The organism is Azohydromonas aeria, from assembly GCF_009760915.1.
Classification (GTDB): domain Bacteria; phylum Pseudomonadota; class Gammaproteobacteria; order Burkholderiales; family Burkholderiaceae_C; genus Azohydromonas; species Azohydromonas aeria.
Map to the genome: position 1 here is coordinate 1 of NZ_VIDQ01000029.1, position 20829 is coordinate 20829.

The window sequence follows — 20829 nt, forward strand, 5'->3', positions numbered from 1 at the left end:
CGGCCGCCTGCAGCCGCTGCTCCAGCGCCTGCAGCCGCGCCTCGTAGGCGCTGCGCAGGGCCAGGATCTCGTCGCGCAGCGCCTGCAGCTCGGCGCCGGAAGAGGAAGACGAAGAGGCCGCCGGGGCGGCGGTCTGGGCGGCCGCGGGCACGGCCAGGGCGGCCAGGAGCGCCGCCGGCAGGAGGGATCGGTTCAAGGGAAGGGTCCTTCACGCAATGACGGGAGGCCGCGCCCGGCGGCGCCTGGGAAACAGGGACGCCGGGTGCGGTAGCAACGACGATGGTCAGTGCGTGAGAGCGGGCGGGGCGCGGCTGTCGTAGGGCCGCGCCGGGGCAGCGGTCCAGGGGCGCAGGCCCGGCAGCGCCGGCACGGGCTGCGCGACCTCGGCCAGGGCCAGGGTGGGCACTGGCGGCGGCGGCGCGGCGCCGGTGACGTCGGCGGCCGTGGCGCACAGCGCGCAGTGCGCGGCATGCAGCGCGTGCTTGTGCGGGGCGCCGCCCTCCTCGCCGCCCAGGTGCGACGCCGCGTGTCCCGCGGCCACCGCCTGCGCCAGCGGCAGCAGCAGCACGAGCAGCAGCCACGCCAGGGCGCGCTGCGGCAGGTGCAGGTGGAGACGGGCGGCGGGTCGCATCGGGCCGCGATCTTAGACGGCGCGCCTCTGGCAAAGACGAGGGGCGCGCTGCCGGCGCCGCGGCGCGGGCCGCGTCAGGGCCGGGCTGGTTGCGTGCGCTTCCAGTTCTCGACGGCCTTGAGCATGGCGCCGACGTGGCCGTCGGGATTGAGGCTGGAGTACACCGCCAGCACCTTGCCCTGCGGGCTGATGGCGTAGGAGACGCGGTCGGCCATGTCGCGCTTGACCCACATCGTGGCGTCGTAGGCCTTCATGACGCGCGCGCCGGCGTCGGCGGCCACGGCGAAGCGGTTGCGGCAGGCCTCGACGGAGAACTTCTGCAGCGTGGCGATGTCGTCGTTGGACATGCCGATGACGGTGGCGCCCAGCGCCTCGAACACCGGCGTGGCCTCGGCGAAGGCGTGGGCCTCGACGGTGCAGCCGCTGGTGAAGGCGCGGGGATAGAAATAGAGCACCACCGGTCCCTTCTTCAGGGATTCGGCCAGGCTGAACGTGAAAGTCTTGCCGGCCAGGGCGGCCTCGGCCGTGAAATCGGGGGCGCTGGCGCCCACGGGCAGCGCGGCGTGCGCACCCGGCAGGGCCAGGACGGCCGGCAGCGCCAGCACGGCGGCCGCGGCGCGGCGACGGGAAACATTCATCGGCATCTCCGGGACTTCCTGTGCGGGCACTGTAGCGCCGGCGGCTGCACCACAATCCGGCCCCTCACCGCAACCCTGACAGACCGTCAAGAGAAGGAACGCCCACGTGGACTATCCGCAGTACGACCCCTCGCTCCCCGACCGGCCGCTGAGCGACGCCGAGCTGGCCAAGCTCGACGAGACGCTGCTGGCGCTGCCGTCGGAGGCCGCCATGAACGTGGAAGCGCTCGACGGCTACCTCACCGCGCTGCTGCTGTCGCCCTCGTCCGTGACGGCGCGGCCCACCGCGCAGTGGCTGCCGGTGGTCTGGGGCGGCGACGGCGAGGAACACCAGCCGTTTCCCAGCAACCGCAAGCGCAAGGACACCGCCGTGCTGGTGCTGCGCCACCTGCACAACATCGCCACGCGGCTGCGCGAGTCGCCCGACGACTGGGAGCCGGTGGTGAGCGTGGCCGAGTCCAAGGACGAGGAGCTCGTCGATGCCGAGGACTGGTGCATCGGCTTCCTGCAGGGCGCGGCGCAGGACCCCGAAGGCTACGAGCCGCTCTTCGACGATCCCGAGCTCGGCGACGTGCTCGCGCCCATCGTGCTGCTGGGCGGCGACGAGGCCGGGCTGGAAGAGTCCGAGCGCGAGCACCTGCAGGACCCGCATGCGCGCGACGAGCTCAGCCGCGCCGCGATCGAGGCGGTGCTGGTGCTGTGGGAGAGGAAGCAGGCCGGCAGCGGCGGCGGCGTCAACGGCGGCGAGCCGGCCGCGGGCTGATCCGGTTGCCCGCGCGCGCGTCAGCCGGCCGGGTCGGCGGCGCGCATGAACACCAGCAGCAGGTTGTTGGCCGGCAGGGCCAGCTGCTCCTGGAAGCGCAGCCCGGCCTCGCGCGCCGCGTCGGAGACGTCGGCCAGGCGGCGCAGGCCCCAGGCCGGGTTGCGCGCGCGCAGGTCGGCGTCGAAGGCCAGGTTGCTCGCGGCGGTGGGCACCCCGTCCTGCACGAAGGGGCCGTAGAGCAGCAGCGGCGCGCCCGGGCGCAGGTGCCGTCCGGCCCCGCGCAGCAGCGCCAGGCCATCCTGCCAGGGTGCGATGTGCAGCAGGTTGGCGCAGTAGAGCGCGTCCAGTGCCGGCGGCACGCCCGCCCAGGTTTCGGCCGCAACGTCCAGGTGCAGCGGCGCGAGCACGTTGGGTTGGTTGGCGCACCAGGCGGCGATGGAAGGCAGCACGCGCGCGTCGGCGTCGCTGGGCAGCCAGCGCCAGTGCGGCAGTGCGGCGCTCATCCAGGCCGCGTGCTGGCCGCTGCCGCTGGCGACTTCCAGCAGCGTGCCGCCTTCGGACGGCAGCAGGCGCTGCAGCTCGCGCAGGATGGGTTCGCGGTTGCGCTCGGCGGCGGCACTGTGCAGGCGGGCATCGTTCATGGCGGACATGCTAGGCGCCGCGCGCGAAGGCCGGCCCGCGGCGACGGGCTTTCATGCGCCGGGACGGGTGGGCACTGCCGTTGCCCGAGGCGCGCCTGCCATTGCCTGGAGCCTTCCGCCATGTCCTACGTTCCCGCCTCCCAACGAGAGACGTCCTCGCCCGGCGCCGCGGCCCAGGCCCTGCTGGGCCGCGCCGGCGAAGTGCTGGGACAGATAAAGCGTTTCGACGACCAGCGCCCGGGCGTGCCCGGCGAGCACTGGTTCGCCTTCGGCACCGGCGCGGCGCTGCTGCTGCGCGGACGCCGCGCCACCAGCCCGGCATGGCGCGCCGCCGCCACGGTGGGCGGCGCGCTGTTCCTGCTGCGCGCCGTCAGCGGCCGCGACGGGCTGCTGGCCCGGCTCAAGCGCCGCTGAGCCCGGCGCGCCCGGGACACCCGCAAGTGGTGTGAGCGGTGTCCGACACGCCACGCCGGCGGCGTCCGATGGCGGCGCCCCGGCGCGGCGGGCACGCTGTCTGCATGGCCGAGTTACCGGCCCCACAAACGGAGACCACCATGCGCAAGACACCTCAACGCCGCCGCTACGGCCTCATCGCCGCCACGCTGACCACCGTGCTGCTCGCCAGCGGTTGCGCCAGCATGGACAGCTGCTCGAAGAACACCGCCGTGGGCGCCGCCGTCGGCGGCGTGGCCGGCTCGGTGCTGACCGACCAGAGCACGCTGGGCACCGTGGGCGGCGCCGTCGCCGGCGGGCTGCTCGGCCGCGGCCGCGGCTGCTGATCCGCCCCCCTGAACGCTCGCCGGGCGCGGGCGGCGGCCGGGCTCAACCGCCCTGCTTCGCCCGCCAGCCCGCGAAGCGCCGGTGCCACTCGTGCATCAGCGTGCCGGGGCGGTGCTGCTGCGTGGCCGCGAGGCGCTCGATCAGCACTTCCTGCTCGGCCGTGAACTGCGTCGGGAAGATCGGCTTCACGTCCACGATGTAGTGCGCCCGCGCGCCGCCGCGCGCTTTGGGAAAGCCCTGGCCGCGCAGCCGGTAGCGCAGGTGGCGGCGGTCCAGGCGCAGCTGCTGCGTGCCGGTGAGGGTCGGCACGTCGATCCAGCGGTTGGCGACCCACAGGAAGCCGTCCACCGGCATCTCGCAGCGCACCGTGCCGTCGGCCTCCAGCTGGAACAGCGGGTGCTCGCGCAGCGCCACGTGCAGCTTGAGCCGGTCGCCGTGCGTGCCGCCGGCGGCCAGGTCGAGTTCCTCGCCATGGCGCAGGCCCGGCGGCAGGTCCACCGCGATCTCGTAGCGGCAGCGGCCCAGCTCGCCCAGGCTCTTGCAGTGCTCGCATTCGAGCCGCGCCAGGCCGTCGCCATGGCAGGTCTCGCAGGTGTCGAAGCCGGCGATCCAGCCGAACCAGTTGCGCCGCCCGACGCGCCCGGCGCCGTGGCAGGGCTCGCACGGCCGCGGGCTGTGCCGGAAGCCCTTGCCCTCGCACGCCAGGCAGCGCTCGACGTGGCGCCCGCGCAGCACCATGCGCCCGCCCGCGGCCGCCTGCTCCAGCGTCAGTTTCACCTTGCGTTCGATGTGCCAGGGCGGGCGCGGCGGGGGCGGTGGCGGCTTGGGTGCGGCAGCCTTGGGCGGGCGCGCCGGCTTCTCGGGCTTCGGCTCGGCCGGCGGGGGACCGCCGTGCGCCTCCACTTCCACGCCCTGGCGCAGCAGCTCGAAGGCGTGGTTGATGCGCTGCATGCGCACCACGGCCTGCGGGCTGGGATTGCGGTCCGGGTGCCATTGCGACACCAGCCGTCGCCACGCGGCCTTGATCTCGTGGTCGGTCGCGCCGGCGGCCAGCCCCAGCTCGGCATAAGCGTCGTCGGTCCCCATGTTCCCCTCGTGCACCGCGCCGTCATCCTGCGACGGGTCGGTTCTGCGAGGCATGGTAGCCCAGCGCCCGCGGCGCCCCGCCGCGGCGCCAGCCCTCCTGTTGCGGGCCGGCGCCGCAGCGCCGCCACCGCGCCGCTCAGGCCGGCTTCCTGTCCAGCGTGAACAGCTCGTCGAGCTGCTGCGGCGCCACCGGCTTGGTGAGGTGGCGGTCGAAGCCGGCGTCCAGCGCGGCCTGCCGGTCCTGGGGCTGGCCCCAGCCGGTGAGCGCCACCAGCACCATGCCGGCGCCGCCGGGCTGGGCCCGGATGCGCCGCGCCACCTCGTGGCCGCTGAGGCCCGGCAGCCCGATGTCCACGATGGCCAGCGCCGGCACGAACGCCAGCGCCAGCGCCACCGCGCCCGGGCCGTCGTGCGCGGTGCGCACCTCGTGGCCCTGCAGTTCCAGCAGCAGCGCCAGGCTCTCGGCGGCGTCGGGGTTGTCGTCCACCACCATCACGCGCCGCGCCGCCGGCGCGGTGCGCCCGTCCTGGAACGCGTGCGGTTCGGCATCGTCGCGCCGGCGCTGCAGCGCCAGGGGGCCTGCCTGGGAAAGCTCGGTCATGTCGGCCTTTCCGGGGACGGCACGCCGGCACCGCTGCGGCTCCGGGCCGCCAGCGCTGCCACCCGGGCGGGCTGCGCCGTCCTCCGGGCCGGGCAGGCGGCAATCCCCGTGCCGCCAGGGCGCCGCCGCCCCCGGCTGCGCAGGCCGCGGCGCGCGCTCCGGCTCGCCCGCACGCGGGGGAAGGCGGTCCGCTGCGGCCTTCAGGCCGTGGCTTCCTCGTGCACCGCCGCCAGCGCCTCGACCTCGCGCCGGGCCTGCGCCAGCGCCGCCGCGCGCGCCTCGGCGCCCAGGGCCACGCCCTCGGTGCGCACCACCTCGACGTCGGTGATGCCCAGGAAGCCGAACACCGCGCGCAGGTAGGCTTCCTGGTGGTCCAGCGCCTGCTCGAAGGCGGTGCCGGCGTAGCGGCCGCCGCGCGAGGACACGATCACGACCTTGCGCCCGCCGGCCAGGCCCTGCGGGCCTTCGGGCGTGTAGCGGAAGGTGCGCCCAGCCTGCGCGATGCGGTCGATCCAGGCCTTGAGCTGGGTCGGCACCGAGAAGTTGTACATGGGCGCGCCCACCACCACCACGTCGGCGGCCAGGAACTCGGCCAGCAGTGCCTCGGTCAGCGCCAGCTCGCGCGCCACCGCCTCCCCTTCGGGCCGGGCCGCGCCCGGTGCCGGGCGCAGCGCCTGCAGCAACTCGCCGCCCAGGTGCGCCACCGGCTGCGCCGCCAGGTCGCGGTAGGTCACCCCCGCGCCTGCGGCCCGGTATGCCGCGGCCAGCGCCGCCGTGACTTCGCGCGTCACCGACGCGCCACCGAGCGGGCTCGAATCCAGGTGCAGAACGTTCATGGCTTACTCCGTTGAAATCCGTTGAAGCAGCGGCTGCTGCATGGACTCAAGAGTAGGCCCGTCTGCCGGCTTGTCCCAGCAGGAACGCCGCAACGCGGCATGCGGATTTTTTGAATTCAGGCGGCTTGCCGCTGCCGGCGCGGCGCCAGCCGCACCGTGTCGCGGCCGTCGCGCTTGGCGCTGTAGAGCGCGGCGTCGGCATCGGCGAGCCAGTGCGCGGCGCCGTCGTGCCAGTTGCCCGGCGAGGCGATGCCGATGCTCACCGTGACGTGCAGCCCGTCACCGACGGGCGCGGGCAGCAGGGCCAGCTGGCGGCGCAGGCGGTGCGCCAGCTGGTGCGCGGTCTCGGGGCCGGCGTCGTGGACGATCACGCCGAACTCCTCGCCGCCGATGCGCCCGGCCACGTCCACCTCGCGCACCAGACCGCGCAGCAGCTGCGTGAAATGGCGCAGCACCGCGTCGCCGGCCGGGTGGCCGTGGGTGTCGTTGACGCGCTTGAAGTGGTCCAGGTCCAGCACCATCAGCGCCACCGGGCGGCCGCTGCGGCGCCAGCGCGCGAACTCCGCCTCCAGCTGCGCGTGCCAGTGGCTCTTGTTGAGCAGGCCGGTGAGCGCGTCGAACTGCACCAGCTCGCGCAGCTGCGCCTTCTGCTGTGCCAGCCGGCGCGACAGGCGGAAGGTGACGATGCCGATGACCAGCGGATAGCTCACCAGGAACGGGATGCAGGCCGCCACCGTCACCAGCGTGGACTCGGGCTCCAGCCGCCAGCCCAGCAGCGCCCCGCCGGTGATGGTGCCCAGCGCCATGGCCATGAGCCCGCGCGCGAACAGCCGCACGCCGCCCACGGCGATGTTGTTCATGCTCAGCATGGTGGCGATGAGCACGCACGGCAGCAGGTTGAAGGCCATGGCCGAGAGCCAGAAGCCGCCGCCGAAGGCGTCGGCCAGCAGGTTGCGGAACTCGGCGCGGCGCGGCTGCGCGGCGCGGCGGGCCCAGCGGTAGGCCAGGTGCGGCCACAGCAGCGCGTGGAAGGCCAGCACCGGCCACAGCAGCGCCAGCAGCCCGTGCTGCGCCAGCGCCGCGCCCACGGCCAGCCCGCCCAGGCCCAGGCCGAGCAGGCGCGGCACGTAGACGCGCCGCACCAGCCCCAGGCCCGGACGGTGCGCGGACGCGGCGGCAGGCGATGCGGTCGTCACTGCATGAACCCCCGGCACGACATGCGCCGGTCAATGCGGCTGCGTCGCAAGCCACTGCTCCAGCGCCGGCGCGGCCATCGGGCGCGCGAACCAGTAGCCCTGCAGCACGTCGCAGCCCAGCGCGGTGAGCGCCTGCGCATGTGGCTGCGTCTCCACGCCCTCGGCCACGGTGCGCACGCCGAAGGCGCCGGCCAGGCCGACGACGGCGCGCACGATGTGCATGTCGCCCTCGTCGGTGAGCATGCGCCGCACGAAGCCCTGGTCGATCTTGAGCGACTTCACCGGCAGCTGGCGCAGGTAGTGCAGCGAGGAGTAGCCGGTGCCGAAGTCGTCGAGCGCGAAGCACACGCCCACGCGGGCGCAGGCCTCCATGGTCTGCACCACCGCCGACAGGTCGGCCAGCGCTGCCGTCTCCAGCACCTCCAGCTCCAGCCGCCCGGGCGGCACGCCGTGCTCGCGCGCGAGCTGCGCCACGCGCGTGGCCAGCTGCGGGTGCAGCAGCGTCGCGGCCGAGAGGTTGATGCTCAGCGTCATGTCGTGGCCCTGGCGCATCCAGCGGCCCAGCTGCGCCATGCCGTGCTCCAGCACGCGCCAGTCGATCTCGCACTCCAGCTCGGTGCCGTGGATCTGCGGCAGGAACTCGCCCGGCAGCACCAGCCCGCGTTCGGGATGCACCCAGCGCAGCAGCGCCTCCGCGCCCACCGGGCGCAGCGTGCGCGCGTCCACCTTGGGCTGGTAGTGCAGGCTCAGCTCGCCCTGGTGCAGCGCGCGGCGCAGCGCCTGCGCATGCTGCTCGCGCTCGGACACCTGCACGTCGTCGTCGGCGACGAAGCACGCGTGGTTCTTGCCCTGGCGCTTGGCGCGCAGCATGGCCTGGTCGGCGTTGCGCAGCAGCTGGTCGGGCGTGCGCCCGTGCTGCGGGTACAGCGCGATGCCCAGGCTGCCGGTCACGCGCGCCGGGCCCGCGTTGAGCGCGAAGGGCGCGGCCAGCGCCTGCAGCACGCGCTCGGCCACCACCGCCACCTCGGCCTCGGACTGCGCCTGGTCGAGCAGCAGCACGAACTCGTCGCCGCCGGGCCGCGCCACGGTGTCGGCGCCGCGCAGCGTCTGGCGCATGCGCTCGGCGGCCTGCACCAGCAGCTCGTCGCCGCTGGCATGGCCCCAGGCGTCGTTGACTTCCTTGAAGCCGTCGAGGTCCAGCGAGCACACGGCGATGTGCTCGCGCCGGCGCGCGGCCTGCGCGATCAGCGTCTCCAGCCGGTCCGACAGCAGCACGCGGTTGGGCAGCCCGGTGAGCGCGTCGTAGTGCGCCAGCCGCTCCAGCGTTTCCTGCTGGCGCTTGAGCCCGGTGATGTCGCTGAAGATGGCGACGTAGTGGGTGTGGCGCCCCTGCGCGTCGCGCACCGCCGAGATGCGCAGCAGCTCGGCCAGCAGCGCGCCGTCGGCGCGGCGGTTCCAGATCTCGCCGCTCCAGGCACCCTTCTCCACCAGGTCCTTCCACATCGCCTGGTAGAAGGCGCGGTCGTGGCGGCCGCTGGACAGCACCGAGGGATTGCGGCCCAGCACCTGCTCGCGCCGGTAGCCGGTGATCTCCTCGAAGGCGGCGTTGACGTCGATGATGCGGCCCTGCGGGTCGGTGATGGCGATGCCCTCGCGCGCGCCGTCGAAGACGCTGGCGGCCAGGCGCAGCCGCTCCTCGGTGCGCAGCCGCTCGCTCACGTCGGTGAGCGTGCCGGTGCTGCCGTGCACCCGCTGCGCGGCATCGCGCGACGGCCGCGCCCACACCTCCACCCAGCGCAGGCGGCCGTCGCCCGCCAGCAGCCGCACCGTGTGGCGCACTTCCTCGCGGCCGTTGAGCAGCTCGGTGAACAGCTGCGCCGCGCAATCGCGGTCCAGGGGGTGGACATGCGCCTGGAACGGCTCGCCCAGCGAGTCCGCCACCGCGTGGCCGGTGAGCTCGGTCCAGGCCCGGTTGAGGAAGACCCAGCGGCCCTGCGCGTCGGTGCGGAACACGACTTCGCGCAGGTCGTGGACGACGTCCCGCAGCTCGGCGGCCGTGGTTTCGGGGCAGGGAACTGCGGTTGGATTCATGCCTGAGGGCGGCCGCCAAGGCGGCGGACGCAGTAATGCTTATCGGCGATCAAGCCCGGGCATGCAGCACCGGTTGCGTGAACCAGGTCACGCGGCAGGCCGCTACGGGCGGCGCCGGGCACGGCACCCCTCAATGGGGGATGCCGCCCGGCGCGGCGCGCAGTGTCTCACGCTGTAACGGCGCGGCGCCTTGAGCTTGCTCAGCCCGGTGGCCGCAAAAGCGGGCCGCGCGTCCGTTGCCCGCGGCGGGAAACCACTCCCCGGGGCTCAGGCCCCGCCCTCCTCCAGTGCCGATTCCTGGCCGCCGCGGCGCAGCCGCTTGGCGAAGGGCGGCAGCCCGGCCAGAAGCTGGCGGCCGAAGGGCGTGCCGGCCAGGCGCGGGTCGTAGCACACCAGCGTGGCGCGGTCCATCTCGCTGCGAATGCCGCGCCCGGCCCACTGGTTCAGGCGCACGCCGGTGGCCGGCACGGTGAGCTCGACGAAGCTGTTGCGGCCCTTGGCCTCCAGCCACTCGCTGCGCGCCTCCGACACCGGGTCGCTCGGATTGGCGAAGGGCACCTTGGGCATGAACACCCACTCGCACTGCGTGCCGGGCAGGTCCAGCCCTTCGCCGAAGCTCTGCAGCCCGGCCAGCACCGAGCGCTGGCCGCGCGCCACGGCCTCGCGATGCCGGCGCAGCAGCTGCTCGCGCGAGGCGCTGCCCTGCACCAGCAGATCGTTGCGGATCTCCGGCGGCATGGCGTCCACGATCGCGCGCAACTGCACCCACGACGAGCACAGCAGCAGCGCGCCGTGCTGGACTTCGCGCAGGTCCTGCGCGATGAGCCGGCCGCACTCGCGGTTGTGTGCCGCCGGGTCCTTGGGGCTGGACTGCGTGGCCACGACGATGAAGCGGCCCTGGCGCCCGTAGTCGAAAGGGCTGGCCACCTCCAGGGCGCGCGCGCCCTCGACGTACTCGAGCCCGGCGTCGCGCAGGAAGAAGTCGAACTTCCCCAGCGCGCGCAGCGTGGCCGAGGTCACCACCGCGCCGCGCAGCCGGCTCCAGAGGTTGCGCTGCAGCAGCGCGCCGGCGAACAGCGGGCAGGCCTTGGCGTCCAGCCGCACCACGCCCCCTTCGGCGCGGAAGTCGAACCACTTGGCCGGCGGCATCGCGCCCTCGTCGAGCATGAGCTCGGCGGTCTCGGCCAGCTCGGTCAGGCGCCGCGCCTGCGGCCCGATGGCCAGCAGGTGCGGGTTGATCTCCGCCGCGCGCTCGCCCTCGTCGCTGCGCTTGCGCCGCATCCAGTTGGAGAAGTCGGCCAGCTTCGACTCCGCCGTGGCCGCCACCTGCTGCAGCTCTTCCCAGAAGCCGCGCAGCTCCCCGGACAGCCGCCCCTGCGGCAGCCGCACGCGCAGCGGCTCGCTGCTGCCGGCCGCGGCATGGGCCTGGATGCGCTCGCCGTAGGCGTCCAGCAGCGCGCGGGCGAGCTGGCCCAGCTTCTCGCGCAGCACGTCCAGGCCGTCGGGCAGGCTCTCGGCGGGGTAGTCCAGCTCGGAGGCGGCGGCGGACAGCGCCCGCTCCAGCCGCGTGGCCCAGGCGGTGCTGGTGAGCTCGGTCTCGCTGGCGCCGTGCGCCAGCGCGATGGCGGGCAGGTGGTGGCCCTCGTCGAAGACGTAGATGGCGCGCTCGCCCGACGGCAGCGCCGACTTGTCGCTGCGCAGCGAGGCCAGTACCAGGTCATGGTTGGCCACCAGCACGTCGGCGGACGCCGCCACGCGCTTGGCGCCGTAGTAGAGGCAGTCCTGGTACTGCTCGCAGGCCGGGCCGGTGCAGGCATGGCGGTCGGCGGCGATGCGGCCCCAGCCGGCCAGCGCCTCGCCATCGAGGCTGTCGCGCTCGCCGTCCCAGGCGCCGGACTGGAGCTTCCTTTGCAGCTTCTGGAACACGGCGGCGTCGGCCTCGGCCGCGCCCTGCTGCGCGGGCTCGGCCAGCTCGAACTCCGACTGCGCCTGGCCCGAGGCCTGGGCTTCGAGCTTCAGGAGGCAGACGTAGCGGCCGCGGCCCTTGAGCATCGCGTAGCTGAAAGGCTCGCTCGAAGCCTTGGCCAGCTCCGGCAGGTCCTTGTGCATCAGCTGTTCCTGCAGCGCGATCGTGGCCGTCGAGATCAGCAGCTTCACCTTGCGCAGCCGCGCGAGGTGCAGCCCGGCGAGCAGGTACGCGCGGGTCTTGCCCACGCCGGTGCCGGCCTCGATGACGGCGACCTTGGGCGTGGGCGGGTTGGCCGGATCGAAGTCGGCGTCGGCCAGGGTGTCGGCAATGGCATGCAGCATCTGCAATTGCCCCTCGCGCGGCTGGAAGCCGTCGAGCCGCTCGGCCAGGCCGAAATACTGCGCATCCAGCGCGTCGTGCAGCGGCTGCTTGTCCATGTGGTCAGGGGAAAAGAGGGCCCCGCAGGGGGCGGCGCCGTCGCGCCGTATGGATAAAAAGACAGTCTAGTCCGTCAGGCGCTCCGCACGGCAAGCACCTGCATGAGCCCAGAGCCCGGAGCCCGGAGCGCGGGCCCGGCACGGATCAGCGCGGCACAGGCTGCGCGACCAACCTCACGCCCAGCGCGGCGCAGACGCGCAGGATGGTGTCGAAACGCGGCTGGGCATCGGGGCGCAGCGCCTTGTACAGGCTTTCGCGTCCCAGGCCCGAGTCCCTGGCGATCTGCGCCATGCCGCGGGCCTTGGCGATGTGGCCCAGGGCGCGAACGAGCTCAGCGCTGTCGCCATCGGTCAGCACTTGCGTCAGGTACTCGGCCACGGCTTCGTCGCTGTCGAGGTAGTCGGCCATGTCGAACTCGGGAAGGTCGGCGACTTTCATCTTTTCGGACATGGAGCATCACTCCTCAAGGTTGGCAGCCAGCGCCTGAGCCGCGGCAATGTCGGCGGACTGCGCGCTCTTGTCGCCGCCACCCAGCATCACGATCAGCACGTCGCCGCGCCGCACGTAGTACATGCGCCAGCCCGGGCCAAAGAACTCACGCATCTCGAACACGCCCTCGCCTACCGGCTTCACGTCGCCAAGTTGGCCGCGCTGAGCCCGCTCCAGCCGGCGCGCCAGGCGAATGCGCGTCATGCCGTCACGCCACCCCAGGAACCAGTCATCGAACTGCGACGTACGCTTGACCGTGTACATCAACGCATTGTATTCGATCGGATACAACAGGCCGCGCCTGGGAACGCCCATTGCACTGCAGCAAGCCATCACAAGCATTGGCAAAGCGAGGCCCCACATGCGCAGGCTCGGCGGTGTGCCGTTGACACAGTTCCTCAAGGAGCTGTACCAGGAGATCAGCGACGACGACATCTTCAACGGCGCCGCGGCGCTGGGCTTCTACCTGACGCTGGCCATCTTCCCGGCCATGATCTTCGTGATGGCCGTCATCCCGTTCCTGCCCATACCGAACGTGGACCGGGCCATCATGGACCTGCTGCGCCAGGCGCTGCCGGCCAACGCCGCACAGATGTTCGCCGACGTGGTGCAGCAGATCACGGGCCAGCAGCGCGGCGGGCTGCTGTCCTTCGGCTTCCTGGCCACGCTGTGGGCCACCTCCACCGGCATGTACGCGGTGATGCAGGCGCTCAACGTCACCTACGACGTCAAGGAAGGGCGCGGCTTCCTCAAGGCGCGCGTCACCGCCATCGGGCTGAGCGTGCTGTTCGTGGCGCTGATGATTGGCGGCTTCTCGCTGATCGTGCTCGGCGGCGTGATCCAGGACTGGCTGGTGCAGTACGTCACGGCCAACCAGGCCGTGTTGTGGTTCTTTGCCGCGCTGCGCTGGCTCATCATCCTGGGCGGGCTGACGCTGGCCTTCGCGCTCATCTACTACCTGGCGCCGGACGTGAAGCAGAGCTTCCGCTTCATCACCCCGGGCAGCGTGCTGGGCGTGATCACGCTGGTGATCGCCTCGCTGGGCTTCGCCTACTACGCCACCAACTTCGGCAACTACGACGCCACCTACGGCAGCATCGGCGCCGTCATCGTGCTGATGCTGTGGCTCTACATCGTGGGCCTGGTCATCCTGCTGGGCTCGGAGATCAACGCCCTGGTCGAACACCATGCCGACGCTGGCAAGCAAAAGGGCGAGAAGGTCGAGGGTCAGGCCGCGCGCGACCCGGCCACGCGCCGGCGCGTGCAGGCCGTGGCGCCCGAGCACGGCGGGCTGCAGCACAAGCGCGGGGCCTGAGCGGGGGCTCTGGGCGGGGCCTGAAAACCCCCTTCAAATCCTTGAGCCTTCAGCGCCCGCCGGTGCGCAGCGCGCCGCGCAACTGCCGCCGCCGCGAAGCCACGGCCTCGGCGCGGCGGCAGCGCAGGAGTTCCTCGGCAAAGGGCAGCGCCACCAGCAGCACGCCGGCCGCGGCCACGCCCCAGACGTAGGCCGGCGGCAGCGGCACGGCCTTCGCCCGCCAGCCCCAGTCGGGCGTGCCCGCGACACCCAGCAGCGCCGCAGCCTGCCCGTGGTGGATCAGCGCCAGCCCCGCCAGCCCGGCCCAGGGCAGCGACAGCTGCAGCGCATGCACCCACTGCTCGAACCACGGGATGCGCCGCCGCGACTCGGCAAAGCGCAGGTCCCACCAGGTCGTGAGCTCGTGCGCCAGGCACAGCACGAACAGCAGCGCCAGCACCGCGGCCGTCACCTCCAGCAGCAGCGCCGCGGCCAGCGCCGGGCCCATCTCGGCCAGCATCAGCCAGTGCAGCACCGACTCCTGCGTGCCCGCGTCGTGCTCCATGCCTTGCACCCGGTGGCACAGCCAATCGGCAAAGCCCGCCAGCAGCCACAGCGGCAGGAGCCCGTAGAGCAGGAGTTGCTGCAGCAGCACGGCGGTGGTGTCCATGCCGCGACAGCGGCAACGCCCATGCCCCGGCCGCGCCGCCGCGCGCCGCCAGGGAGCGGCCCGGGCCGCATCACGGCGTCTCCTGGGAACGGGGCTTGCACCGCCTTCGATCCCGCCACCGGCATGGCACCCGCATGATCAACACCCCGCTGAAGCGACTTCAACTGGGCTGCGGCCCGCAGCCCGCGCCGGGCTGGATCAACGCCGACTGGACCGCCGCTCCGGGCGTGGACCTGGTCGGCGACCTGCGCCAGGGACTGCCCCTGGACAGCGGCTCCATCGACCACGCCGTGGCCATGCACCTGCTGCAGGACCTATTCTGGCCCGACATTCCCGGCGTGCTGCGCGAGGTGCGCCGCGTGCTGCGCCCGCGCGGCGTGCTGCGCCTGGGCCTGCCCGACATGGAGCGTGCCATCGCCGCCTGGCAGCGCGGCGACGCCGCCTATTTCTACGTGCCCGACAAGCACGCGCGCTCCATCGGCGCCAAGCTGGTGACGCAGCTGATCTGGTACGGCTCGGTGCACACGCCCTTCAACTACGAGTTCGCGCAGGAGCTGCTGCAGGACGCCGGCTTCCACGACATCCGCCGCTGCGCCTTCCACGAGAGCGCCTGCGGCATCCCGGGCATCACCGACCTCGACAACCGCGAGCGCGAGAGCTTCTTCATCGAGGCGCGCGCCTGACGCTTTCCTGCCACGCCTGCCGGCGAACGTTGCGGGCGCGCCGGAACGGAGCCTGCTCCGCCCACCGGCATGACCGTCTGAATGAAGGAGCATTGCATGGGCAACGGGACCAAGGTGGCCGTCATCGGCGCGGGCCGGGTGGGCAGCACCTTCGCCAACACGCTGGCGGCGTCGGGGCTGGCGCACGAGATCGTCGTGATCGACGCCGACGTGGCGCGCGCCGAGGGCGAGGCGATGGACATCGCGCATGCCGTTCCCTTCCACCGGCCCGTGCAGGTGCGCGCCGGCAGCCTGGCCGACGCGGCCGGGGCGGTGGTCAGCGTCATCACTGCCGGCGCCGCGCAGCAGCCCGGCGAGTCGCGCCTGGCGCTGCTGCAGCGCAACGTGCAGGCGCTGCGCGGCATCGTCGCCGGCGTGGTGCAGGCCAATCCGCAAGGGCTGCTGCTGCTGGCCACCAACCCGGTGGACGCCATGACCTTCGCCGCGCTGCGCTTCTCGGGCCTGCCCAGCGGCCGCGTGCTGGGCTCGGGCACGGTGCTGGACTCGGCACGGCTGCGCGCGGAGCTGGCCACGCGCTACGGCGTCGATCCGCGCAACGTCCACGCCTACGTGCTGGGCGAGCATGGCGACAGCGAGCTCGTCGCCTGGTCCACCACGCGGCTGGCCAACATGCGGCTGGAGGACTTCTGCACCCTCACCGGCCAGGGCTGCAGCGCCGACGACCGCGCGGCGGTGGCGGCCAGCGTGCGCGACGCCGCCTACGAGATCATCCGGCGCAAGGGCGCCACCAACTTCGCCATCGCCGCGGCGCTCACGCGCATCGTCGAGGCCATCGTGCGCGACGAGTCCTCGGTGCTGACGGTGTCCACGCTGCTGCAGGGCCCCTACGGCATCCATGACGTCTGCCTGAGCCTGCCGGCGGTGGTCGGGCGCCAGGGCGTGCGCCACGTGCTGCCCGTGCCGCTGGACGAGGACGAGCTGCAGGCGCTGCGGCGCTCGGCCGACGTGATCCGCGGCGCCTTCGACTCGCTGGGCCTGCAGTAGCGCGGCCGCCGCGGCCCTGGCTTTTTCAGCCGTCGCCCAGCTCCGCCGCGATCTCCAGCAGCTGCTGCGGCGTGGGCTGGTCCCAGCCCGGGCCGTGCACGCCCTGCGCATACCAGCGCACCATCTCCGGCAGCACCAGCGGGTGCTGCCAGCCGCTGGTCTGCAGCCGCTTGCGGATGGAGGGGTGCACCTGGCGCGCCTCCATGTCGGCCAGCAGCTGCGCCGACAGCTCGCCCTGCGCCTCGGCCGACAGCGCGGCGATGTCGTCCACCACGCGCTCGCGCCGCCGCCGCAGCCAGACCTCGACCCAGCGCGCCTGGCGCCGCGCCGAGGTTTTCACCAGGCCCTCCCCGGCCCCGGCCTCGAGCTCGACCGGCACGGCGGCCGGCTGCGGCGGGAACGCGGCACGCCCGGCCGCGGGCGCCGACGCCACCGCTTCGGCCGGCGGGGACGTCGGCACCGGCGCCGGCACCGCGGCCGCCTCGCCCGCCAGGATCGCCTTGAGGTAGCGTGCCGGGTCGCGCAGCGGCTCGGGGTAGCTGGAGGCGGCGCGCCGCGCCAGCAGCTCCAGCGCCGACTGCAGCGCCGCCGGACCATGGGTCTGCAGCAGCGCCTCGGTCTTCTCCTCCGCCACGCCCAGCGCCTGCGCGCGCGCCACGAGCTGCAGGTCCACCGGGTGCGCCGCGGCCGCAAGCGGCAGCGCGGCCTGGGGCTTGGGCCGGATCAGGAACTGGATGTCGCCGATGAAGCGCCCTTCCTTGTACTCGGCCAGCTCGACCTCCAGGTCGGTCAGCGCGCACACCTCGGCGATGGCGGGCTTGAGCGTGTCGCGCTTGAAGATGCGGTACTCCAGCTTCGCGGTGCGCTCGCTCTCGGGCTGGCCGCTGAGCACCGGGCGCCACCAGCGCCAGTGCTGGCGCGAGGTGCGGCCTACGTCCTTGTAGCGGGTACAGATCTCGTAGAGCGCGATGCCGGCATGCGAGCGCAGCTGGCTGATGATCTCCAGCTTCAGCCGCGCGAACACGCTGGGCTCCAGCAGCTCCTGCTTCAGGTTCACGGCATAGGACCATTCGATCCAGACCTGCCCGCGCTCCTTGGTCAGCCGCGCGTGCGCCAGCAGGCCGCTGACGTTCCAGGCCGTGCCCTCGCCCGTGGTCGGCGACTGCCACTCGACGGTGGTGGAGACCATGGCGCGCAGGTGCTTCTTGATCAGCGCGTGGTCGTTGGAGTCGAAGTCCACGCCGCGCACGATGCGCTCCAGCGGCGCGCGGAACACGTCCTTGTCCAGCCCTTGCGCCTGCGCCTCGTGCAGCAGCACGTTGTAGCTCTTGCGGCCCAGCGAGGTGATGCGTGCCGACTTCGGGACGATGGCCAGCGTGTTGACGGGCTTGCGCACCGTGACGGCGCGCGGGCTCCCGCCGTCCGCCGCCTTGGCGCGGCGCTTCCGGGCAGGCGGGGGCGGCGGGGACGGGACGTCGTCGCTGGACATGGCGGGCACTGTAGCGCACGCGTGAGAGCTGAAATTCACCTCACGCGGCGGTGCCAACGCCATGGCCGGTACGGCCAGGACACCGCCAGGTGCCGCTCCCGAAAAGCCTCACCTCATCGGCGGCGGCCGGGTCCAGGGTTCGGACGGTTGCCCTTCCCGAATACCCTCACGCGGCGTTCCAGGCCGGCACGCGCAGCCGGCCCGAAAAGGCCCCTGAAAACTCTCACGCCGCGCCGCGGCGGCCGCAGGTTCCAGGCCGGGCAGCGCTCCCGAACACGCTCACGTGACGTGCCAGGGGCCATTACCGCACCGGCTGCGCTGCCCGATGCTGCGGTGCAGCGACATTGCGGGCACGGACACCCGGCAGGGCGGGCTGGCCTCCCGAAAATCCTCACCTGCCTGCCACGGGAGCGCGCTTGCTTGTGCACAGGACGGCGCACGGACGGTCCCCGAATCCGCTCACGTGTCTTCCTGGAAAAGCTCCGCGGCGTCCCGTTTCCCTGCATGCGGCCTCCTGAAAATGCTCCGGCGCGTCCCGCATCCACTCACGTGGAATAGCCCAAGTGACTGTCGTGCAACGGTTTTTCGGGCCCTAAAGGGATTGAAGGTTTTGAAGGTTCTTAACTCTCCAAAACCGCGGAGTTCATGCTGACAAGCTCGAACCCCGTTTGCTGTGGTACCGATGGCACGATTCAACCGCCCCGCTTTGCAACAAATCGTCCGGTTGACACAATCGCGGCCATTCCAGTGGCTGGCGTCAAGCCGGCTCCGATGCACCAGAAGCGAGGGTTCCCCGTTGGACAAGATCGAGTTGAAACCGCCGCGCCCGATCGGGCTGCAGGACATCGCCGACCAGGCCGAGCGCGCGGTCACGATGATGGGCCAGATCCGCAGCGCCATGCTCGCGCCTACCGCGCGCAAGACGGCGCCGGTATTCAATCTGAGCCAACTCGCGGCGCTGTGCGGCATCGAGAAGGGGTCCCTGAGCCACCGCATGACGCGCGGCGACCTGCCCGGCGGCAAGCTCAACGAGTCGGGCTCGCGGCGCGAGTTCAGCCTGGCCGAGGCGCGGGCGTGGATCCGCGAGTACCGCAAGGAGCAGTTGCGCCCGGCCGGCGCGGAAGCCGTGACGCTGTCCATCGGCAACTTCAAGGGCGGCGTCAGCAAGACCACCACCGCCGTCACACTGGCGCAGGGCCTGTCGCTGCTGGGGCACCGGGTGCTGGTCATCGACACCGACCCGCAGGGCTCGCTGACCACGCTCTTCGGCATCCTGCCCGACACCGAGGTGGTCGAGAGCAACACCATCCTGCCGCTGTGCATGGGCAGCGAGACGTCGATCCGCTACGCCATCCAGCCGACCTACTGGGACGGCATCGACCTGGTGGCGGCGGCGCCGGTGCTCTTCGGCGCCGAGTTCGCGCTGCCGGCGCGCCAGACCCAGGAGCCGGGCTTCGAGTTCTGGCGCGTGCTGGACCTGGGTATCGACGACGTGCGCGCCGACTACGACGTGATCGTCATCGACACCCCGCCGGCGCTGTCCTACACCACCATCAACGCCTTCATGGCCAGCAACGGCATCATCATGCCGCTGCCGCCCAACGCGCTGGACTTCGCCTCCGCGGCGCAGTTCTGGAGCCTCTTCTCCGACCTCACCACCGAGCTGCTGGGCCGCCGGGGCCTGAGCAAGGAGTTCGACTTCATCCACGTGCTGCTGGCCCGGGTCGATTCCACCGACGCCGCCAGCACCATCGTGCGGCAGTGGATCGGCCAGACCTATGCCGAGAAGGTGTTGCCGGTCGAGATCCCCAAGACCGCCGTCACCGGCGTCACCGCGGCCGAGTTCGGCACCGTCTACGACGTGGCGCGCTACGACGGCAGCGCGCGCACCTTCAAGCGCGCACGCGATGCCTACGACTCCTTCGTCGGCCATGTCGAGGGCTCGATCCGCTCGGTCTGGGCGCAGCAGCACAGGGCCGGGGCCGGGGGCGGGAGTGCGCCGGCGCCGGGTGCCGCCGCGGGCAAGGGTGTTGAACCGTTCAACACCCGCAAGGCGAGGGCACGCGCATGAGCAAGAAGCTGGCGGCCAAGGCGGGCCTGATCCAGATGCCGCCCGTGCCCGGGGCGGCGGGGCAGGGGACGGGGGCGGGCCCGGCCGCTGCGGTGTCGGAGGACTCCCGCGCCAAGACCGCGCCGGGCTCGATGCTGCAGTTCCTCTCCACGCAGTCCGCCGCCATCAAGGAGGCAGAGGACCTGCGCGAGCGGTTGCGCGACTTCGACGGCGCCGTGCCGGTGCGCAGCCTGGAGGCGTCGTCGATCCGGCCCTCGCGCTGGGCGAACCGGCACGAGGCCAGCTATGCCGACGCTGAGTTCCGCGAGCTCAAGGCGGAGATCGAGTCGGCTGGCGGCAACGTGCAGCCGGTGAAGGTGCGGCCTCTGTCGCCCGCGGAGCTGCGCGCGGCCGGGCCCGGCGTGCGCTACGAGCTGGTGTTCGGGCATCGTCGCCACCGCGCCTGCCTGGAGCTGGGGCTGCCGGTGCGCGCGCTGATCGAGGACGTGAGCGACCAGCAGCTGTTCGAGGCGATGGAGCGCGAGAACCGTGGCCGCAAGAACCTGAGCCCGTGGGAGCAGGGCTGCATGTACCGACGCGCGCTCGACGAGGGCCTGTACCCGTCGCTTCGCAAGCTCGCGGAGAGCGTGCAGGTGGACGTGTCGCTGGTGTCCAAGAGCCTGGCGCTGGCGCGGCTGCCGGCCGCGGTGGTGGAGGCCTTCGCGTCGCCGCTGGAGATCCAGTTCCGCTGGGCACAGCCGCTGTCGGAGCTGTTGCAGAAGGACCCGGACGCGGTGCTGGCGCGCGCGCGCGACCTGAAGGGGCAGGGCGCCGCGCTGCCGGCCCAGGCCGTCTTCAATGCCCTCACCGGCCAGGCCGCACCCGCGGCTGCCGCACCGGCTGCCGCGCACCTGCGCCGCGACGGCCGCAAGCTCGCCACGCTCACGCGCGACGCTCGCGGCCGTGCCTCGCTGCGCTTCGAAGCCGGCGTGCTGGCGCCCGAGCGCGAGGCCGCCCTGCTGGAGCTGGTCGAGGACTTCATCCGGCGCCAGCCGGACTGACGCCGGACACGGCGCGCCGGGAGGCGCTCCCGGTCTGGGGTGTTGAACGGTTCAACACCCCCGGCACCCCGGCGCCGACGTGCCGGGTTCAATGGGCAGCCGGGCCACCGGTGTTGAACGGTTCAACAGCCGGCGACGGCCTGCCGCGCCGTCCTAGCCCCGCGGGCCCGGGCCGCTTGTTCCGGCAGCGCCGGGTGTTGAACCGTTCAACACCCGGCTTCGTTCCCGAAAACACTCACATGGGCCCGGTCCGGTGGCTCGTGCGCGGCGCGGCGGGCTGGTGGGTTCGCAGCGAGGCCATAGCGGACGGCGGCAGGCCGCATGTTGAACCGTACAACAAGGCCAACCGCCGCGGCGGCAAGCGAGTGCCGGGCCGTTG

21 protein-coding genes and 1 pseudogene are annotated in these 20829 nt (G+C 72.8%); 8 read left to right on the forward strand and 14 right to left on the reverse strand.

The genetic code is table 11. The features are described 5' to 3' along the window. From FJ694_RS17480 to FJ694_RS17490, 3 genes and pseudogenes are all read right to left on the reverse strand, one after another. Positions 1-196 (reverse strand): annotated as a pseudogene (locus tag FJ694_RS17480) (hypothetical protein); the annotation flags it as partial. A gap of 87 nt (positions 197-283) precedes the next feature. Continuing rightward, positions 284-631 (reverse strand): DUF2946 family protein, encoded by a 348-nt coding sequence (locus FJ694_RS17485; RefSeq protein ID WP_157268531.1) that lies wholly within the window; start codon positions 629-631, stop codon positions 284-286. A 74-nt stretch (positions 632-705) separates the two neighbouring features. Continuing rightward, positions 706-1269 carry a peroxiredoxin gene (locus tag FJ694_RS17490; protein WP_157268532.1) on the reverse strand — a complete coding sequence of 188 codons (564 nt, stop codon included), beginning with the start codon at positions 1267-1269 and terminating at the stop codon, positions 706-708. A 106-nt stretch (positions 1270-1375) separates the two neighbouring features. On the opposite strand from FJ694_RS17490, the gene FJ694_RS17495 reads away from it, so the two are divergent. Further along, on the forward strand, positions 1376-2032 hold the full coding sequence (locus FJ694_RS17495) for a UPF0149 family protein (RefSeq protein ID WP_157268533.1): 657 nt from the start codon (positions 1376-1378) through the stop codon (positions 2030-2032). 20 nt (positions 2033-2052) lie between these two features. Here FJ694_RS17495 and FJ694_RS17500 read toward each other — a convergent pair whose 3' ends face one another. Beyond that, a complete protein-coding gene (locus tag FJ694_RS17500) occupies positions 2053-2673 on the reverse strand; it encodes a DUF938 domain-containing protein (protein WP_157268534.1) in 621 nt (206 codons plus the stop codon). A 120-nt stretch (positions 2674-2793) separates the two neighbouring features. On the opposite strand from FJ694_RS17500, the gene FJ694_RS17505 reads away from it, so the two are divergent. Together FJ694_RS17505 and FJ694_RS17510 are read left to right on the forward strand one after the other, a co-directional pair. After that, entirely contained in the window at positions 2794-3087 is a 294-nt protein-coding gene (locus tag FJ694_RS17505) for a hypothetical protein (protein WP_157268535.1), read from the forward strand. A gap of 140 nt (positions 3088-3227) precedes the next feature. Beyond that, positions 3228-3452, forward strand: coding sequence for a YMGG-like glycine zipper-containing protein (locus FJ694_RS17510; protein ID WP_157268536.1), 225 nt, complete (start codon positions 3228-3230; stop codon positions 3450-3452). Between the two features lie 43 nt (positions 3453-3495). Here the strand turns inward: FJ694_RS17510 and FJ694_RS17515 are convergent, their stop codons facing one another. From FJ694_RS17515 to FJ694_RS17550, 8 genes are all read right to left on the reverse strand, one after another. Then, a complete protein-coding gene (locus FJ694_RS17515) occupies positions 3496-4593 on the reverse strand; it encodes a DnaJ domain-containing protein (protein ID WP_157268537.1) in 1098 nt (365 codons plus the stop codon). An 82-nt stretch (positions 4594-4675) separates the two neighbouring features. Then, positions 4676-5140, reverse strand: coding sequence for a response regulator (locus FJ694_RS17520; RefSeq protein WP_157268538.1), 465 nt, complete (start codon positions 5138-5140; stop codon positions 4676-4678). 200 nt (positions 5141-5340) lie between these two features. Then, entirely contained in the window at positions 5341-5976 is a 636-nt protein-coding gene (locus FJ694_RS17525; RefSeq protein WP_157268539.1) for an FMN-dependent NADH-azoreductase, read from the reverse strand. 116 nt (positions 5977-6092) lie between these two features. Further along, a complete protein-coding gene (locus FJ694_RS17530) occupies positions 6093-7172 on the reverse strand; it encodes a sensor domain-containing diguanylate cyclase (RefSeq protein ID WP_198320880.1) in 1080 nt (359 codons plus the stop codon). Between the two features lie 30 nt (positions 7173-7202). Further along, the gene (locus FJ694_RS37780) at positions 7203-9263 is read right to left on the reverse strand and encodes a putative bifunctional diguanylate cyclase/phosphodiesterase (RefSeq protein WP_157268541.1); all 2061 of its coding nucleotides are present in this window, start codon (positions 9261-9263) and stop codon (positions 7203-7205) included. Positions 9264-9530: 267 nt separating this feature from the next. Then, positions 9531-11669, reverse strand: a complete 2139-nt coding sequence (dinG, locus tag FJ694_RS17540; RefSeq protein WP_157268542.1) for an ATP-dependent DNA helicase DinG — start codon at positions 11667-11669, stop codon at positions 9531-9533. A 145-nt stretch (positions 11670-11814) separates the two neighbouring features. After that, positions 11815-12120: an addiction module antidote protein gene (locus tag FJ694_RS17545; protein ID WP_157268543.1), complete on the reverse strand. Its 306-nt coding sequence runs from the start codon at positions 12118-12120 to the stop codon at positions 11815-11817. Between the two features lie 6 nt (positions 12121-12126). Further along, a complete protein-coding gene (locus FJ694_RS17550; protein WP_157268598.1) occupies positions 12127-12423 on the reverse strand; it encodes a type II toxin-antitoxin system RelE/ParE family toxin in 297 nt (98 codons plus the stop codon). A gap of 97 nt (positions 12424-12520) precedes the next feature. On the opposite strand from FJ694_RS17550, the gene FJ694_RS17555 reads away from it, so the two are divergent. Next, positions 12521-13474, forward strand: coding sequence for a YihY/virulence factor BrkB family protein (locus FJ694_RS17555; protein ID WP_157268544.1), 954 nt, complete (start codon positions 12521-12523; stop codon positions 13472-13474). 49 nt (positions 13475-13523) lie between these two features. On the opposite strand, the gene FJ694_RS17560 is transcribed toward FJ694_RS17555, so the two are convergent. Then, positions 13524-14123, reverse strand: coding sequence for a diguanylate cyclase (locus FJ694_RS17560; RefSeq protein WP_157268545.1), 600 nt, complete (start codon positions 14121-14123; stop codon positions 13524-13526). Between the two features lie 134 nt (positions 14124-14257). Here FJ694_RS17560 and FJ694_RS17565 point away from each other — a divergent pair, with 134 nt between their 5' ends. Together FJ694_RS17565 and FJ694_RS17570 are read left to right on the forward strand one after the other, a co-directional pair. Then, positions 14258-14806, forward strand: coding sequence for a class I SAM-dependent methyltransferase (locus FJ694_RS17565; protein ID WP_157268546.1), 549 nt, complete (start codon positions 14258-14260; stop codon positions 14804-14806). Positions 14807-14902: 96 nt separating this feature from the next. Then, positions 14903-15850, forward strand: a complete 948-nt coding sequence (locus tag FJ694_RS17570; protein WP_157268547.1) for an L-lactate dehydrogenase — start codon at positions 14903-14905, stop codon at positions 15848-15850. Between the two features lie 25 nt (positions 15851-15875). Here FJ694_RS17570 and FJ694_RS17575 read toward each other — a convergent pair whose 3' ends face one another. Next, on the reverse strand, positions 15876-17339 hold the full coding sequence (locus tag FJ694_RS17575) for a replication initiation protein (protein WP_198320881.1): 1464 nt from the start codon (positions 17337-17339) through the stop codon (positions 15876-15878). Positions 17340-18135: 796 nt separating this feature from the next. Between FJ694_RS17575 and FJ694_RS17580 the strand changes: the two genes are divergently transcribed. Together FJ694_RS17580 and FJ694_RS17585 are read left to right on the forward strand one after the other, a co-directional pair. After that, complete coding sequence (locus FJ694_RS17580; protein ID WP_232540088.1) at positions 18136-19410, forward strand: AAA family ATPase; 1275 nt, start codon at positions 18136-18138, stop codon at positions 19408-19410. Then, positions 19407-20450, forward strand: coding sequence for a ParB/RepB/Spo0J family partition protein (locus tag FJ694_RS17585; protein WP_157268549.1), 1044 nt, complete (start codon positions 19407-19409; stop codon positions 20448-20450). Before FJ694_RS17580 ends, FJ694_RS17585 begins: the two co-directional genes overlap by 4 nt. Positions 20451-20829 lie beyond the last annotated feature (379 nt).

Excerpts from the sequence above, each read along its gene's own strand:
- FJ694_RS17515 (WP_157268537.1), bottom strand. The coding sequence starts at position 4,593 with ATGCCTCGCAGAACCGACCCGTCGCAGGATGACGGCGCGGTGCACGAG.
- FJ694_RS17570 (WP_157268547.1), top strand. The coding sequence starts at position 14,903 with ATGGGCAACGGGACCAAGGTGGCCGTCATCGGCGCGGGCCGGGTGGGC.
- FJ694_RS17550 (WP_157268598.1), bottom strand. The coding sequence starts at position 12,423 with ATGTACACGGTCAAGCGTACGTCGCAGTTCGATGACTGGTTCCTGGGG.
- FJ694_RS17520 (WP_157268538.1), bottom strand. The coding sequence starts at position 5,140 with ATGACCGAGCTTTCCCAGGCAGGCCCCCTGGCGCTGCAGCGCCGGCGC.
- FJ694_RS17490 (WP_157268532.1), bottom strand. The coding sequence starts at position 1,269 with ATGAATGTTTCCCGTCGCCGCGCCGCGGCCGCCGTGCTGGCGCTGCCG.
- FJ694_RS17575 (WP_198320881.1), bottom strand. The coding sequence starts at position 17,339 with ATGTCCAGCGACGACGTCCCGTCCCCGCCGCCCCCGCCTGCCCGGAAG.
- FJ694_RS17500 (WP_157268534.1), bottom strand. The coding sequence starts at position 2,673 with ATGAACGATGCCCGCCTGCACAGTGCCGCCGCCGAGCGCAACCGCGAA.
- FJ694_RS17585 (WP_157268549.1), top strand. The coding sequence starts at position 19,407 with ATGAGCAAGAAGCTGGCGGCCAAGGCGGGCCTGATCCAGATGCCGCCC.
- dinG (WP_157268542.1), bottom strand. The coding sequence starts at position 11,669 with ATGGACAAGCAGCCGCTGCACGACGCGCTGGATGCGCAGTATTTCGGC.
- FJ694_RS17525 (WP_157268539.1), bottom strand. The coding sequence starts at position 5,976 with ATGAACGTTCTGCACCTGGATTCGAGCCCGCTCGGTGGCGCGTCGGTG.
- FJ694_RS37780 (WP_157268541.1), bottom strand. The coding sequence starts at position 9,263 with ATGAATCCAACCGCAGTTCCCTGCCCCGAAACCACGGCCGCCGAGCTG.
- FJ694_RS17555 (WP_157268544.1), top strand. The coding sequence starts at position 12,521 with ATGCGCAGGCTCGGCGGTGTGCCGTTGACACAGTTCCTCAAGGAGCTG.
- FJ694_RS17510 (WP_157268536.1), top strand. The coding sequence starts at position 3,228 with ATGCGCAAGACACCTCAACGCCGCCGCTACGGCCTCATCGCCGCCACG.
- FJ694_RS17560 (WP_157268545.1), bottom strand. The coding sequence starts at position 14,123 with ATGGACACCACCGCCGTGCTGCTGCAGCAACTCCTGCTCTACGGGCTC.
- FJ694_RS17545 (WP_157268543.1), bottom strand. The coding sequence starts at position 12,120 with ATGTCCGAAAAGATGAAAGTCGCCGACCTTCCCGAGTTCGACATGGCC.
- FJ694_RS17485 (WP_157268531.1), bottom strand. The coding sequence starts at position 631 with ATGCGACCCGCCGCCCGTCTCCACCTGCACCTGCCGCAGCGCGCCCTG.
- FJ694_RS17565 (WP_157268546.1), top strand. The coding sequence starts at position 14,258 with ATGATCAACACCCCGCTGAAGCGACTTCAACTGGGCTGCGGCCCGCAG.
- FJ694_RS17505 (WP_157268535.1), top strand. The coding sequence starts at position 2,794 with ATGTCCTACGTTCCCGCCTCCCAACGAGAGACGTCCTCGCCCGGCGCC.